The organism is Pseudomonas sp. Wu6 (genome assembly GCF_019891515.1).
Classification (GTDB): domain Bacteria; phylum Pseudomonadota; class Gammaproteobacteria; order Pseudomonadales; family Pseudomonadaceae; genus Aquipseudomonas; species Aquipseudomonas orientalis_A.
On sequence record NZ_JAFLXH010000014.1, the window covers coordinates 95,217 to 110,669 of the forward strand.

Annotated in this window: 10 protein-coding genes; 8 read left to right on the forward strand and 2 right to left on the reverse strand. The window is 61.4% G+C overall.

Annotated features, from left to right (window positions below):
• Window positions 1-674: 674 nt before the first annotated feature.
• Window positions 675-1,757, reverse strand: a complete 1,083-nt coding sequence (locus J1G34_RS12350) for a sensor domain-containing diguanylate cyclase (protein ID WP_222994120.1) — start codon at window positions 1,755-1,757, stop codon at window positions 675-677.
• 259 nt (window positions 1,758-2,016) lie between these two features.
• On the opposite strand from J1G34_RS12350, the gene J1G34_RS12355 reads away from it, so the two are divergent.
• From J1G34_RS12355 to J1G34_RS12375, 5 genes are all read left to right on the forward strand, one after another.
• Window positions 2,017-3,309 carry an MFS transporter gene (locus J1G34_RS12355; protein WP_222994121.1) on the forward strand — a complete coding sequence of 431 codons (1,293 nt, stop codon included), beginning with the start codon at window positions 2,017-2,019 and terminating at the stop codon, window positions 3,307-3,309.
• A gap of 243 nt (window positions 3,310-3,552) precedes the next feature.
• The gene (gene mexE, locus J1G34_RS12360) at window positions 3,553-4,794 is read left to right on the forward strand and encodes a multidrug efflux RND transporter periplasmic adaptor subunit MexE (protein ID WP_222994122.1); all 1,242 of its coding nucleotides are present in this window, start codon (window positions 3,553-3,555) and stop codon (window positions 4,792-4,794) included.
• 15 nt (window positions 4,795-4,809) lie between these two features.
• A complete protein-coding gene (locus J1G34_RS12365) occupies window positions 4,810-7,989 on the forward strand; it encodes an efflux RND transporter permease subunit (RefSeq protein ID WP_065893313.1) in 3,180 nt (1,059 codons plus the stop codon).
• Complete coding sequence (locus tag J1G34_RS12370) at window positions 7,986-9,401, forward strand: efflux transporter outer membrane subunit (RefSeq protein ID WP_065896904.1); 1,416 nt, start codon at window positions 7,986-7,988, stop codon at window positions 9,399-9,401. Before J1G34_RS12365 ends, J1G34_RS12370 begins: the two co-directional genes overlap by 4 nt.
• 219 nt (window positions 9,402-9,620) lie before the next feature.
• Window positions 9,621-10,145, forward strand: a complete 525-nt coding sequence (locus J1G34_RS12375) for a hypothetical protein (RefSeq protein ID WP_222994123.1) — start codon at window positions 9,621-9,623, stop codon at window positions 10,143-10,145.
• Between the two features lie 721 nt (window positions 10,146-10,866).
• Here J1G34_RS12375 and J1G34_RS12380 read toward each other — a convergent pair.
• Window positions 10,867-11,892 (reverse strand): AraC family transcriptional regulator, encoded by a 1,026-nt coding sequence (locus tag J1G34_RS12380; protein WP_222994124.1) that lies wholly within the window; start codon window positions 11,890-11,892, stop codon window positions 10,867-10,869.
• Window positions 11,893-12,060: 168 nt separating this feature from the next.
• Between J1G34_RS12380 and efeU the strand changes: the two genes are divergently transcribed.
• From efeU to efeB, 3 genes are read left to right on the forward strand one after another with little or no spacing between them, the layout of a single operon-like run.
• Window positions 12,061-12,906 (forward strand): iron uptake transporter permease EfeU, encoded by an 846-nt coding sequence (efeU, locus tag J1G34_RS12385; protein ID WP_065884619.1) that lies wholly within the window; start codon window positions 12,061-12,063, stop codon window positions 12,904-12,906.
• 10 nt (window positions 12,907-12,916) lie between these two features.
• Entirely contained in the window at window positions 12,917-14,119 is a 1,203-nt protein-coding gene (gene efeO / locus J1G34_RS12390) for an iron uptake system protein EfeO (protein ID WP_222994125.1), read from the forward strand.
• A 13-nt stretch (window positions 14,120-14,132) separates the two neighbouring features.
• A complete protein-coding gene (gene efeB, locus J1G34_RS12395) occupies window positions 14,133-15,437 on the forward strand; it encodes an iron uptake transporter deferrochelatase/peroxidase subunit (RefSeq protein ID WP_065893318.1) in 1,305 nt (434 codons plus the stop codon).
• The last annotated feature ends 16 nt before the right edge of the window (window positions 15,438-15,453 follow it).

Below are 15,453 nucleotides of genomic sequence, written 5' to 3' on the forward strand. Positions count from 1 at the left end.
AAAGTGAGCCGCCGTCAGGGCGGAACCCTAAGTGGCCGTTACCGCAGAAACGGATATGTACTCGGTCCAATCCAACATCCTGGTCGGCCCTGAGGCCGTCATCGGGGGCAAGCCCCCTCCCACATTTGCACCGGGATCGACACAAGATACCGGTCGGCTCTAAGGCCGCCGCGCTTTTGCTTTTGATCTCAGGCGCCCCGTTAAACCACGCTGGCCGAACGCAGGCTTGAATCCGTGGGCAACCCGGCAGGACGCCGGGTTAGCCGCCCCGCGCCATGGATGGCGCGTGGCGGCGGCCCACGGATTCAAGCCGGAGAGAGGGCACACCGAGCCTAGGCGAGGTGCCGAGTGGTGGGGCAAGAGCCCTTTGGTTACTTTGGGGCTTTTCCAAAGTGACCCGCCGTCAGGGCGGAACCCTAAGCAGCCGTTACCGCAGAAACGGATATGTACTCGGTCCAATCCAACATCCTGGTCGGCCCTGAGGCCGTCATCGGGAGCAAGCCCCCTCCCACAGTTGGACCGGGATCGACTCAACATCCTGGTCGGCTCTGAGGCCATCATCGGGGGCAAGCCCCCTCCCACAGTTGGATTTGTGGGATATCAGTAAGATAGTCGTAGGCGGCCAGGCCCAACGGGGGAGCAAGCTCGGCGTCTCGCCAAAGCTGTGTAGAGACCTACGTCCCGATAGCCGAAACACACCGCATCGGACAAAACGCCAAACGGTTCCCCCCGGCCTTTTTCGACAGATACATCGCCTGGTCCGCCTTGCTGATCAGCCCATCGATCTGCGCCCCATGCTCCGGATAAAACGCCACGCCGATACTCGCGGCAATTTCCACCGTCTGCGTGCCAATCAAAATCGGCGCGTTGGCCGCCTGCAACATTCGCTGGAGCAAAGGCTCGCTGTCTTGCGCAGCCTGCAACCCCACCAGCCCGGCCACAAACTCATCGCCACCGAGCCGCGCCAAGGTATCGCCTTCACGCAACGTCGCGTTGATCCGCGCCGCGACAATCTGCAACACCCGATCGCCCCAATCATGGCCGTAACTGTCGTTAAGCGCCTTGAACCCATCAAGGTCAATGAACGCAATCGCCACCTTGTGCTGGTCAATCTTCGCCTTGCCCAACGCCTGGCGCATCCGCTCGGCCAACAGCAACCGATTGGGCAACTGGGTAAGCGCGTCATACCGGGCATCACGTTCCAGCAACTGCAGGCGCTGCTTCATCTGCGTCATGTCGCTGAACAATGCCACATAGTGCTGGACGTTCCCGTGACGGTCATGCACCGCGCTGACACTGATCCGCGAAGTCATCTGCCGTCCATCCCTGTGGCTGCTCTGGATCTCACCGGACCAATGCCCGTGGAAGTCCAGCGCGTTCTTCATCGGCGCATAAAACGTCGCCAACCGACGCACCATGGGATGGGCATTCAACGCTCGCCCCAGCACTTCGTCCCGCCCGTAACCGGTGAGCCGGCTGAAGGCCTCGTTCACGGCGATGACGCGGCCGAACGGGTCGACCAGGATGATCCCGTCGCGGGCGTGGCTGAACACGGTGGCGGCCAACTCCGGGCACAGGGTACTGAGGCGACGATCAAGGGCGGCCACGTCACGGGTGGCCGGAGAGGATCGGGAGTCGAAGCCTCGCATGGCCAGGTGAGTGACCAGGAAAGACAGCGACTTATGCAGTCGGGTCAGTGCCTTCGTAGCGAGCCTGGAGTTGAGGCAGTGACGACGGATGAGGGTGCGCAGGTTCATGGCGGGACGCGGTGCTCGTTGCTGCGGTGGAGTTGAGTGCAGGGATTATCAAGACGCAGGCCTGCCGGGGTCTTTGCTCGACCGGACGCAAGCTTTGCGGGAGGGGATGGATGGAAAAATTTTCTTGCGCTTTATGCAATCAACCCTGCGACCTAACGTCGCAGCAAACAGCCCTTGGAAAATCATGCGCAAGCCGTAGAATCCCGCGCTCGTTTGCAGGCGACCGCCTGTTTCGCCGTTCGATTTTCCAGAGGTCTTTATGTCTGCGCGTTTGCTGGCCATGGCGCTGGCGCCCTTGCTGGGGCTGTTCATTGTTGCGCTGGGCAACGGCTTTCTTTCATCCCTGACGACCCTTCGACTCGACGCGGCTGGCGCATCGGCCACGATGATCGGGATCGTGTCATCGGCCTACTTCATCGGCCTGACGCTGGGCGCCGTCTTCAATGACCGGCTGATTCTGCGCATCGGGCATATCCGCGCCTACGGCAGCTTTGCCTCGCTGATCGCGGTGACCATCCTGCTGCAGGGCTTGTTCTATGACACCTGGGGTTGGTTCGTGCTGCGCCTGGTCAATGGCTGGGCCACGGTCGGGGTGTTTCTGGTGATCGAAAGCTGGCTGCTGCTGGCCGGCGACGCCAAGATTCGCGGGCGCTTGCTCGCGCTGTACATGATCGTGCTGTATGGCGCGGGCGTGCTGGGCCAGGCGGCGCTGGGCAGAATCGCCGGCCTGAGCGACAGCGCACCGTTCATGGTGGCCGGCATGCTCGCGTCGTTGTCGGTATTGCCGATTGTGATCCTGCCCCGGGTATCGCCCCTGCTGGATCAGGTTGAACCGCTCAAGCCACGGCAACTGCTGGGCGTGACGCCGACCGGGCTGGTCGGGTGTTTCGGCTCGGGGGTCAGCATCGCGGCGATCTACACCTTGCTGCCGCTGTACCTGCAACGCGCCGGCCTGAACGTTGGCGAAGTCGGCAGCATGATGGCCTGGACGATCCTCGGCGCCATGCTCCTGCAATACCCGGTAGGACGCTGGTCCGACCACAAGGATCGCTTGCAGGTGCTGACCATCTTGGCGGTGGCCTGCACCTTGTTGTCCCTGCTGATCGTACTGCTGCCCCTGTCGTCGATGCTGCTTGCGGTGCTGCTGTTCCTGCTCGGCGGCGCGGTGTTCGCGCTGTACCCGGTCGCCGTCAGCCATGCCGCCGACCGCGCGCCTGCCGACGCGTTGGTGCCGATGATCCAGGGGCTGTTGCTGATCAACTCGCTGGGCTCGGCCATCAGTCCGATGATGATCTCGCCGGTGATGAACTCGTTCGGCGCCAACGGCCTGTTCTGGGTATTTGCACTGGTGAACCTGTGCATGGTCACCTTCTTCCTGTGGCGACGCGGCAAACGCCCCGTCCCGGCCAACCCCGCGCCGTTTGCGGCAGCGGCAACGTTCTCGCCGACGGGCGCCGAGCTGCGGGTCACCGAGGATCTGCGCCAGGCGGTGCAGGAACACCCACCCATGATGGATGCATTGAGCGGTGAGCCCGCTCAGCCTCAGCCGTAAAAGCCATCCGATTGTCCCGGCCTGCGTGGCCGGGACACTACCGGTGAGTTTAGATACGTCAGCAACAACAGTGTTTTGTCATCACGCACATTGATAGCTTCCTAACTAAAACTGCATACTGGGGGGCTGTCGCCAGCGCTTATATCATTCCGAATGATAGTTACCTTTGCTTCATTCGATTCGTGACATACCGCCTCCCCGCGCATGATCCGCCCATCTCAAATACATTGGCGGATGCACCTCATGGAACAGTCACTCAAACATTTGCGCTTGCCCCTGGCGATATTGGCCGTGGTGGTGATGAGCGCGTGCGGCAAGACCCCGGACCAAGCGGCCGCCATGCCTGCCGCCAAGGTCAGCGTGGCCAAGGTGCTGGAACAGCCGGTCAACGAGTGGGATGAATTCACCGGGCGCCTGGAAGCCCCGGAAACCGTACAGATTCGCCCACGGGTTTCTGGCCAGATTGACCAAGTCGCTTTCACCGAAGGCGCTTTGGTCAAGAAAGGCGACCTGCTTTTCCAGATCGACCCGCGCCCGTTCCAGGCCGAAGTGCGCCGCCTTGAAGCTCAGCTCGCGCAGACCAAAGCCGCCGTCACCCGCAGTGAAAACGAAGCACAACGCGGCGAACGCCTGCGCCAGAGCAATGCGATCTCCGCCGAGCTGGCCGACTCGCGCGCCACCGCCGCCCAGGAAGCCCGCGCCGCCATGGCCGGGATCCAGGCGCAGTTGGACCTGGCCAAGTTGAACCTGAGCTTTACCCGCGTCACCTCGCCCATCAGCGGCCGCGTCAGCCGTGCCGAAATCACCGCCGGCAACCTGGTCACCGCTGACACCACCGCGCTGACCAGTGTGGTCTCCACCGACAAGGTTTACGCCTACTTCGATGCCGATGAACGTGTGTTCCTCAAGTACACCGAGCTGGCCCGCCAAGGCCGTCGCGGCGCGACCACGCCGGTGTACCTGGGCCTGTCGAATGAAACCGGCAACCCGCACCTGGGCCAGATGAACTTCGTCGACAACCAGGTCAACCCGGCCACCGGCACCATCCGCGGACGTGCGGTGTTCGATAACAGCAAGGGCGAATACACCCCTGGCCTGTATGCGCGCCTGAAGCTGGTGGGCAGCGGCACCTACTCCGCCGTGCTGATCAACGACGAAGCCGTGGGCACCGACCTGGGCAAGAAGTTCGTACTGGTGATGGAAGGCGACAAGCCGGCCTATCGCGCCGTGGAACTGGGCCCGAAGATCGAAGGCTTGCGCATCGTGCGCAGCGGCTTGAACAAGGACGACACCATTATCGTCAAGGGCCTGCAGCGCGTGCGTCCGGGCTCTCCGGTGGCGCCGGAAACCATTCCGATGGCCAGCCAGGAAACCCTCGCCGCCCTGGCCCAACAACGACAAGCGCTTGAAGCCAGCAACCTGGAGCAAGTGGCGCCGGAAAAAACCGCGCCCAAGCTTGCCAGCAGCGCGACTCCACGCGGTTAAGGGATACGACTCAAGATGAATTTTTCCAAGTTCTTCATATCGCGGCCGATCTTCGCAGCGGTGCTGTCGCTGTTGATCCTGATCGCCGGCGCCATCTCGCTGTTCCAGCTGCCGATCAGTGAATACCCGGAAGTGGTGCCGCCGACCGTGGTGGTACGCGCCAACTTCCCGGGTGCGAACCCCAAAGTCATCGGCGAAACCGTGGCGGCGCCGCTGGAGCAAGCCATTACCGGCGTCGAGAACATGCTGTACATGTCCTCGCAGTCGACCGCCGACGGCAAGCTCACCCTGACCATCACCTTCGCCCTGGGCACTGACTTGGACAACGCGCAGGTGCAGGTGCAAAACCGGGTGACGCGCACCCAGCCAAAACTGCCCGAGGAAGTGACACGCATCGGTATCACCGTGGACAAGGCCTCTCCCGACCTGACCATGGTGGTGCACTTGACCTCCCCGGATCAGCGTTACGACATGCTGTACCTGTCCAACTACGCGATCCTCAATATCAAGGATGAGCTGGCCCGCCTGGGCGGCGTCGGCGACGTGCAGTTGTTCGGCATGGGCGACTATTCCCTGCGCGTGTGGCTGGACCCGAACAAGACCGCTTCGCGCAACCTGACCGCGACCGATGTGGTCACGGCGATTCGCGAGCAGAACCGTCAAGTGGCCGCCGGTGCCCTGGGCGCGCAGCCTGCGCCGAGTGCCACCAGCTTCCAGTTGTCGGTCAATACCCAAGGTCGCCTGGTCACCGAGGAAGAGTTCGAGAACATTGTGATTCGCGCCGGCGCCAACGGTGAAATCACGCGGCTCAAGGACATCGCCCGGGTCGAGCTGGGCTCCAGCCAATACGCGCTGCGCTCGTTGATCGATAACCAGCCGGCCGTGGCGATTCCGATTTTCCAGCGACCCGGTTCCAACGCCATCGACATCTCCAATGATGTACGCGCGAAAATGGCCGAGCTGAAAAAGAGCTTTCCGGCGGGGATGGACTACCGCATCGCCTATGACCCGACGATCTTTGTGCGCGGCTCCATCGAAGCGGTGGTGCATACCCTGTTCGAAGCACTGATCCTGGTCGTGCTGGTGGTGATCCTGTTCCTGCAGACCTGGCGCGCCTCGATCATTCCGCTGGTGGCGGTCCCGGTCTCCCTGATCGGTACGTTTGCGGTGATGCACCTGTTCGGCTTCTCGCTCAACGCGCTGTCCCTGTTCGGCCTGGTACTGGCCATCGGGATCGTGGTGGACGATGCCATCGTGGTGGTGGAGAACGTCGAGCGTAATATCGAGCTGGGCCTGGAGCCGTTCCCGGCCACTGAAAAGGCCATGAGCGAAGTGACCGGCCCGATCATCGCCACGGCGCTGGTGCTGTGCGCGGTGTTCATCCCGGCCGCCTTTATCAGCGGCTTGACCGGACAGTTCTACAAACAGTTCGCCTTGACCATTGCCATCTCGACAGTGATCTCGGCGTTCAACTCGCTGACGCTGTCGCCTGCCCTGGCCGCCGTGTTGCTGCGGGCCCACGATGCGCCGAAGGATCGTTTCTCCAGGTTCCTCGACAAGATTTTCGGCGGCTGGTTGTTCCGTCCGTTCAACCGCTTCTTCGAAAAGGCCAGCCATGGCTACGTGGGGACCGTCCGCCGAGTGATTCGCGGCAGCGGCATTGCCCTGTTCGTGTACGCCGGCCTGATGGTGCTGACATTCTTCGGTTTTGCCCACACCCCGACCGGTTTCGTCCCGGCCCAGGACAAGCAATACCTGGTGGCCTTCGCCCAACTGCCCGACGCTGCAAGCCTTGATCGCACCGAAAGCGTGATGAAGCGCATGTCGGAGATCGCCCTGAAACAACCTGGCGTGGAAGCTGCGATTGCCTTCCCCGGCCTGTCGATCAACGGTTTCACCAACAGCCCCAACAGCGGCATCGTGTTCGTGACCTTGAAACCCTTCGACGAGCGTAAGGACGCGAGCATGTCCGCCGGTGCGATTGCCGGTGCACTGAACGGTCAATACGCCAATATCGAAGAAGCCTACATGGCGATCTTCCCGCCGCCGCCGGTACAAGGCCTGGGCACCATCGGCGGGTTCCGCCTGCAGATCGAAGACCGTGGCAACCTCGGCTATGACGAGCTGTACAAAGAAGTGCAGAACGTCATCGCCAAGAGCCACAACGTGCCCGAGCTGTTCGGCCTGTTCACCAGCTACACGGTGAACGTGCCGCAAGTCGACGCGGCCATCGACCGTGAAAAGGCCAAGACCCATGGCGTGGCGATCAGCGACATCTTCGACACGCTGCAGGTCTACCTGGGCTCGTTGTATGCCAACGACTTCAACCGCTTCGGACGCACCTATCAAGTCAACGTGCAGGCCGAGCAGCAGTTCCGCCAGGACGCCGACCAGATCGGCCAGTTGAAAGTGCGTAACAACAAGGGCGAGATGATCCCGCTGGCGACCTTTATCAAAGTCAGCGACACCTCGGGCCCCGACCGCGTGATGCACTACAACGGCTTTATCACCGCTGAAATCAACGGCAACGCCGCACCGGGCTACAGCTCCGGCCAGGCCCAGATAGCCATTGAAAAGCTGTTGAAAGATGAACTGCCCAACGGCATGACCTATGAGTGGACCGACCTGACCTATCAGCAAATCCTCTCGGGCAATACCGCGCTGTTCGTGTTCCCGCTCTGCGTACTGCTGGCGTTCCTGGTACTGGCCGCCCAATACGAAAGCTGGAGCCTGCCGCTGGCGGTGATCCTGATCGTACCGATGACGCTGCTGTCGGCCATCACCGGGGTGATTCTCTCGGGCAGCGACAACAACATCTTCACCCAGATCGGCCTGATCGTACTGGTGGGCCTGGCCTGCAAGAACGCGATCCTGATCGTCGAGTTTGCCAAGGATAAACAGCAGGAAGGCCTCGACCCGCTGGCTGCGGTACTGGAAGCCTGCCGCCTGCGTCTGCGGCCGATCCTGATGACTTCCTTCGCCTTCATCATGGGGGTGGTGCCGCTGGTGCTGTCCAGCGGTGCTGGTGCCGAGATGCGCCATGCCATGGGTGTGGCGGTGTTCTCCGGGATGATCGGGGTGACCTTCTTCGGTCTGTTGCTGACGCCCGTGTTCTACGTACTGATCCGGCGTTATGTGGAGCGCCAGGAAGCGCGCAAAGCGGCCAAGGCCTTGAAGCTGGAGACACAGCAATGAGTGTGAAAATATTCCTGCCGAGCCTGCTGGTACTGGCGCTCGCCGCCTGTGCCGTAGGCCCGGACTACAAGACCCAACAACTGGAGGCGGCCAATATCACGGCCGCCGCCGACAGCAAAAGCTACGACCACGCCAAATACGAAGGCATCTGGTGGCAGCAGTTCGAAGACCCGACGCTTAACCAACTGGTGACCCAGTCGTTGAGCGGCAACCGTGATTTACGCGTAGCGTTTGCCCGCCTGCGGGCGGCACGTGCGATTCGCGATGACGCGGCCAACGACATCATGCCGGTGGTCACCTCCCGCGCCAGCAGTGAAGTGGGCAAAGGCCAGATTCCGGGCCAGACCACCAAACGTGTCAACAGCGAGCGCTATGACCTGGGCCTGGACATGGCCTGGGAAGTCGACCTGTTCGGGCGCATCCGCCGCAACCTGGAAGCCAGCGACGCCGACCAACAAGTGGCCGAAGCCGACCTGTACCAACTGCAAGTCAGCATGATTGCCGAACTGGTGGACGCCTACGGCCAACTGCGCGGTGCGCAACTGCGAGAACGCATCGCCCTGGACAACCTGAAGAACCAGCAGGACTCGCGCTCCATCACCGTGAGCCTGCGCGATGCCGGTGTGGGTGATCAGCTTGACGTGGAACGTGCCGATGCGCGCCTGGCAGCGGTGGAAGCCAGCGTGCCGCAACTGCAGGCCGAGCAAGTGCGCGAGCGTAACCGCATCGCCACCCTCCTCGGCCAGCGCCCGGACAAACTGAGCGTGGACCTGAGCCCCAAAGACCTGCCGGCGATTGCCAAGGCATTACCGATCGGCGATCCGGGGCAACTGCTGCAACGACGCCCGGACATCCTCAGCGCCGAACGCAAACTGGCCGCCGCCACCGCGCGGATCGGCGTAGCCAAGGCCGACCTGTTTCCACGGGTCAGCCTTAGCGGCTTCCTCGGCTTCACCGCCGGGCGCGGCTCGCAGATCGGTTCGGCCGCCGCGAATGCCTGGTCCCTGGGCCCGAGCATCACCTGGGCCGCATTCGACCTGGGCAGCGTGCGCGCCCGCTTGCGCGGTGCGAATGCCGAAGCCGAAGGCGCCCTGGCAACATATGAGCAGCAAGTGCTGCTGGCCCTGGAAGAATCCGAAAACGCTTTCAGCGACTACGGCAAGCGCCAGCAACGCCTGGTCTCGCTGATCCGCCAAAGCGAATCCAGCCGCGCCGCCGCCGACCTCGCCGCGATCCGCTACCGCGAAGGCACCGTGGACTTCCTGGTGTTGCTCGACGCCCAACGCGAACGCCTGGCCGCCGAAGACGCCCAGGCCCAGGCCGAAGTGGACCTGTATCGCGGCATAGTGGCGATCTACAAGGCGTTGGGTGGCGGCTGGCAGCCGGACACGGTGGTCGCCGGCAACAAGTGATGTAAAGAGCTCCTTTGGTTGGTCGCATCCAGCCAATTTTTAGCCCTGCGATCCATTCGGTCGCGGGGCTTTTTTTTGCCCGGTTATCAGTGAGTCAAACGGTTTCCGCCTGTTGGTAATCCTTATCCGTCAGACACTTCCCAAATTTCCAAATGACTTAAATATCATTCAAAAGAGGTCGATAACTGGACGTACCCTTCATCCTATAAGGAGACGAACATGGACATGAGAGTGACAATACCTAATGTACTTTCCAAACAGACGGATGCGGTCGTCATCAAGAACCCGGAAAAGGTCACGAATGCGTTCACCATTACGGAGGAGTCAAACGCCGTTGACGAACTGCGAATGTGGCAGCAAGACGAACTGGCGGATTTGAAAGCGTTTTTGAAGAAGTATGATATGACGTCTATCAGCACCGATGAGCTTAAGCAGGTGGGGCGGCGGTTGTTCGATAGCAAGATAATCGATGAAAACGCTTTTGGTATGTTCACATTGGGAGACGGTGCATTTGACGTCGACGGGCGTCAAACAAATACCCATGTAAAGTTCAACGCGATCGCCTTGTTTGATGAGAAGCTGGATGACTACCTGAATTTTGTTAAGAGCAACCCTGATGTTGGTCGCTCGCAGGGCATCCCTGAGTATATACAAGGCATGGTGGACGCTAACCGCGCACTTAATGCGCTGGCGTATTTCGTGAACTCTTCAAAGGGTGATCTCTTGGTCGAGGAGCGTGCCTGAATTGGAGTCAGCAGACACCCGCCGTAGTGTGCCAGAGATCCTGGCACACTACGATTTGCCAGGGATCAGCGGCCGTATCTGACAGTGCCAGCGTAGGACTTTGGCACCTCATCAGGATTATGAAGCCTAACTCGATAAGTACCAAGGGCTCCCAGCCAAGATGCACTTGCTGATAAGGGATTACCCGCTACTACTTTCCATGAATTCCCTATTTGTTGATCAATGTAGATTTGAGGCGCCCTTCCGGCACCGCCGGCAGAGACCATCGCATCTATATTTGCATTGGAACAGCCATTAGCTCCCGTTATCTGGAAGGGTCCATTAGCGACTCCATGCTCTCCAGGCTCTATTGTTCCGCTAAAACTCTCCGAGATATTCAAGCACAGTGCCGACGCCTGAACCGAGGCCAGCATCAACGCAGCAAAGGGTAACGCAACGAAACGATTCATAAGTTCACCATCAAGTTATTGATTGGAGACGTAACATATGAAGGTCATCACACCACGCTTTAATGGGTATCCAGCAAAACCCTCACAGTTAATAACGCGACCCGTACGGCCTGAATCGTCCGACTTCACCCATCTACCGAGTAGGATCACGGTTAAAACTGTGCACGATTTTTTATTCCGGATATGCCAGCCGCTTCCTAAAAACAATAAGGAAGGCTCTGTCATACCCAAGTGAAAGAAACTGTAAGTTGCTTCCTAGTCCCGCACCGGCGCTACATTCCAGGCGTTATCTCATTCAGAATCAAACTCCGATAATGCCCCGGATTCGACCCCGACCATTTACGGAACGCCTTATAGAAAGAACTGGCATCGGCAAACCCCAGTCGCTCGGCAATCTCGGTAAAGCTGATCTGCGGCTCTGCCAGCCATACAACTGCCAGCTCCTTGCGCACGCTGTCCTTGAGGCCCTGATAAGTCTGCCCTTCTTCTGCCAGGCGGCGGCGCAAGGTGGAGGCGGAGATGCACAAGGTGGCTGCCAGGCCCTCCGTTTCCGGCCAGGTGTCGGGAGGCATCTGCCGAAGGTCGTGCTTGATGCGCGTGGCGAGCCTTTCGGGATCGCGGTATTTGACCAGGATGTTAGCCGGTGCATGGGCGAGAAAACGTTGGAGCTCCTGCGGGCTGCGCTTGATCGGCAGGTCCAGGCAGTCGGCGGAAAAGATCATGCGGGTGCGTGGGCGATCAAAACGCAGGTTGTCGGAAAACATCACCTGGTAATCATCACAAAAATCCGGACGGCCGCAGCGCAGTTCGATGGCCAGGATCGGAATGCGCCGCCCGGCCAGCCAGCAGGCAACGCCGTGCACGATCATCCAATAGGTGAAATAGGTGAACGCGCGCTTGGGCTCAGGCTCGGGCTCAAGCAGAACGATCTCCGCCAGGCTCTGTTGACGCACCAACTGGGCAGGCATGCGCTCGAGCATCAGCGACAGAAAACCCAACCCGGTTTCCAGGCCGGCCATCAGGCTCGGTTGTGCCATGGCGGCGCGGCACAGAAACGCCAGGCTGCCGCTTTTGAGCTTGCGCGGGTCCATGCCAAAAAACTCGTCATCCCTGCGCCGCGCCAGCAAACGCCACAGGCGCGCATAGGCCGTGGCCGGGACACGGGCATTGGGCTGCTCAAGCAACGCAGGATCAATCCCGACTTTGCTCAATGCCTCGACAGTGCCCGCACCAGGCGCACAGCTTTGCAGCAAGGCTTCGCGCACGAGGTGGATGGAGATGGTGTCTTTTTCCGACATGGGATGTTGAGTTGTCCGACTGCAAACCAGGTGGCCTGCATCATAAGGGCGGTTGCGCTTCGCCACCACCGTTCAGCCGAGGTTCAGCAAAGGTCAATATTTCTTGTTTAGCAATGAGTATCATTATGTTACAACTTAGCTTCCTATCTAGTTACGCCGTGGTGCCCGATGCTCGTTCCTTTTTTAATCATGCTGCGCGAAGGCATTGAGGCGGCGTTGATCGTTGGCATCATCGCCAGTTACCTGCAACAGACCGGGCGCGGCCAGTGGATGCCCGCCGTGTGGATCGGTGTATTTCTCGCTGCTGCCCTGTCCTTGCTGGTGGGCGGTGGGCTGGAACTGGTCAGCGCCGAATTCCCGCAGAAACAGCAGGAATTGTTCGAAGGCATCGTCGGACTGGTCGCGGTGGGCATCCTCAGTTCCATGGTGTTCTGGATGCGCAAGGTGGCGCGCTCCATCAAGCATTCGCTGCATGAGTCCCTTGACCATGCCTTGGCCGGCTCCCGGCATCAAGTGTTTGCGCTGATCGCCATGGTGTTTTTCGCGGTAGCCCGCGAAGGCCTGGAAACGGTGTTCTTTCTGCTCGCCGTGTTCCAGCAGAGCGAAGGCCCCGGCGCGCCGATGGGCGCCCTGCTCGGCCTGATCCTCGCGATTGTCGTAGGCTTTTTGATCTATTCCGGCAGCATGCGCCTGAACCTCGGCGCGTTTTTCCGCTGGACCGGGCTGTTCATTCTCGTGGTGGCGGCCGGCATCCTCGCCAACTCGGTGCAGGCCCTGCATGAAGCGGGCGTGTGGAATCACCTGCAAACCGTGCTGTTCGATTTCAGCGCCGCGCTGCCGATGGACAGCCCGCTCGGCTCAGTGCTCGCCGGTATGTTCGGCTATCAGGAAGCACCGACCGTCAGCACGCTCGGCGCTTATCTGATTTACCTGGTGGTGGCGCTGGTGATGTTCTTCCTGCCCGCGCCGTCCGCCAAGCCTGTCACGCCCACTTCTTCCGTCTCCAGCCAGTAAGGACCGTCCCTTGTCCAGCCCAACTCCTCAACCGGCCCCGCCGGCCCGCGCGCTGCGCTGGGCCCTGGCCGGCTCGGTGGTCGTGATGATCGCCGCCGGCGGCCTGTTCTATTACGCCTCGCAGCTGGCCGCCGGCAAGCGCCAGGCCAACCACAATGAAATCGCGGTGACCATCCACGGCCACGCCTGCGAGCCCAACGCTCTGACGGTGCCGGCCGGGCGCGCGAGCTTTCGCATCATCAACCGCTCTGATCGCGCGGTGGAATGGGAAATCCTCGACGGCGTGCTGGTCGTCGAAGAGCGGGAGAATATTGCCCCAGGCTTGAGCCAGATGATCAACGCCAACCTGCTGCCCGGCGACTACGCCATCACCTGCGGCCTGCTGAGTAACCCGCGCGGCACCTTGCATGTGACGCCCACGGCTGAATCCGACGCCCAGGCCAAGGCCAAGCCGTCGATGGTGGCGTTTATCGGGCCGCTGTCGGAGTTCCGTGTGTACCTGAGCGGCCAAGGCAGTGCACTGGTCAAGGCTGTGACGGCGTTGCAGCAGGCGATTGCTGCGGGCGACCTCGCCCAGGCCCAGGCCTTGTACGTACCGGCCCGCGAGGCCTACCAACGCCTGGCGCCGGCCTCGCAACGTTTGGCCGAGCTGGACAACGCGATCAACGCCCGCGCCGACTACTTCGAAAAGCGCGAGCAGGACCCGGCCTTCAGCGGCTTCCACCGCCTGGAATACAGCCTGTTCCAGCAGCGCAGCCTCGATGGCCTGGCGCCCGTTGCGCAGCGTTTGGTCGACGACGTCACCACGCTCCGGCAACAGCTGCTCGCGCAATCGCTGCCGCCGGAGCAACTGGTGAGCATCGTGGTGCGCAACCTCAACAGCCTCGCCGATGTCCGTGCCGCCAGCGGTGAAGAAGAACGCTACAGCCATATCGACCTCAACGGTTTCGCGGCCAACCTGCAGGTGGCGCACAAAGTGGTCGACCTGATGCGCCCACTGTTGACCCAGTCGGCGGCCGACCTGCTGCCGACCATCGACAGCGCACTGGCGCAATTGGATGCCGAACTGGCCGGTTTCAAAGTCGGCAGCCGCTACAGCACGTACGACAGCGTCACGGCCGATCAGCGCAAGCAGATCGCCGACAAGGCCAAGGCACTGGCCGCCGCACTCGATGGAATCGACCCCGCCCTCGGCCTTTCCGGCCTGCAGTGAGACGAACGCACACATGAGTGATCCCCAACAATTCAACCTTCAGCGTCGCCGTGTCCTGCTCGGCATGGCGGCCACCGGCGCGGCCATTGCCGGCAGCACCCTGACCTGCCCGGCCATGGCTGCGGCCGCCGAACAAGTTACTACCGCGCCGCGCAGCGACAAGACCCAGGACCACCACGCGTTCTTCGGCCGGCACCAGAGCGGGATCGTCACCCCGCGCCCGGCCTGCGGCATGGTGGTGGCCTTCGACGTGCTGGCCGGCGACCGCGAAGACCTGGAGCGTCTATTTCGCACCTTGAACGAGCGCATCGCGTTCCTGATGAGCGGCGGCACCGTGCCGCAGGTCGACCCGAAACTGCCGCCCACCGACTCCGGCATCCTCGGCCCGGTGGTCACCCCGGATAACCTGACCATCACGGTGTCCGTCGGCGAGTCGTTGTTCGATGAGCGCTTCGGCCTCGCTGCAGCCAAACCCAAGCGCCTGATTCGCATGGTCGGCTTTCCCAACGATGCGCTGGAGCCGGCACAGTGTCACGGCGACCTCAGCCTGCAGTTCAGCTCCAATACACCGGACACCAATATCCACGCCCTGCGCGACATCGTGAAGAACCTGCCGGACCTGTTGCTGGTGCGCTGGAAACAGGAAGGCAGCGTACCGCCCCAGGCGCCGGCCAAACCCGGCGAGCCTGCGCAAAGTGCGCGCAACTTCCTGGGCTTTCGTGACGGCTCGGCCAACCCCGACTCAAACGACGCCAAGGCCATGGACCGCATCGTCTGGGTCCAGCCCGGCAGCGACGAACCGGCCTGGGCCGCCCATGGCAGCTACCAGGCGGTGCGCATCATCCGCAACTTCGTCGAGCGCTGGGACCGTACCCCTCTGCAGGAACAGGAAAGCATCATTGGCCGCGTCAAACCCACCGGCGCGCCGATGGGAGGCGACAAAGAGTCCCAGGTGCCCGATTACAGCAAGGACCCGGAAGGCAAGTTGACCAAGCTCGATGCGCACATCCGCCTGGCCAACCCGCGCACGCCCCAGACCCAGGCCAACCTGATCCTGCGCCGGCCGTTCAACTACTCCAACGGTGTGAATAAAAACGGTCAGCTGGACATGGGGCTGTTGTTCATCTGCTACCAGGCTGACCTGGAGCAAGGCTTTATCAGCGTGCAAACCCGACTCAACGGCGAGCCCCTGGAGGAATACCTCAAGCCGGTCGGCGGCGGCTATTTCTTTACCTTGCCGGGCGTCACGGGCGCTGAGGACTTCATCGGGCGCTCGCTGCTCGCGGCAACGCCCCTTCAAACTGCTGCCAACACCTAAAACAAACTCAGAGCGG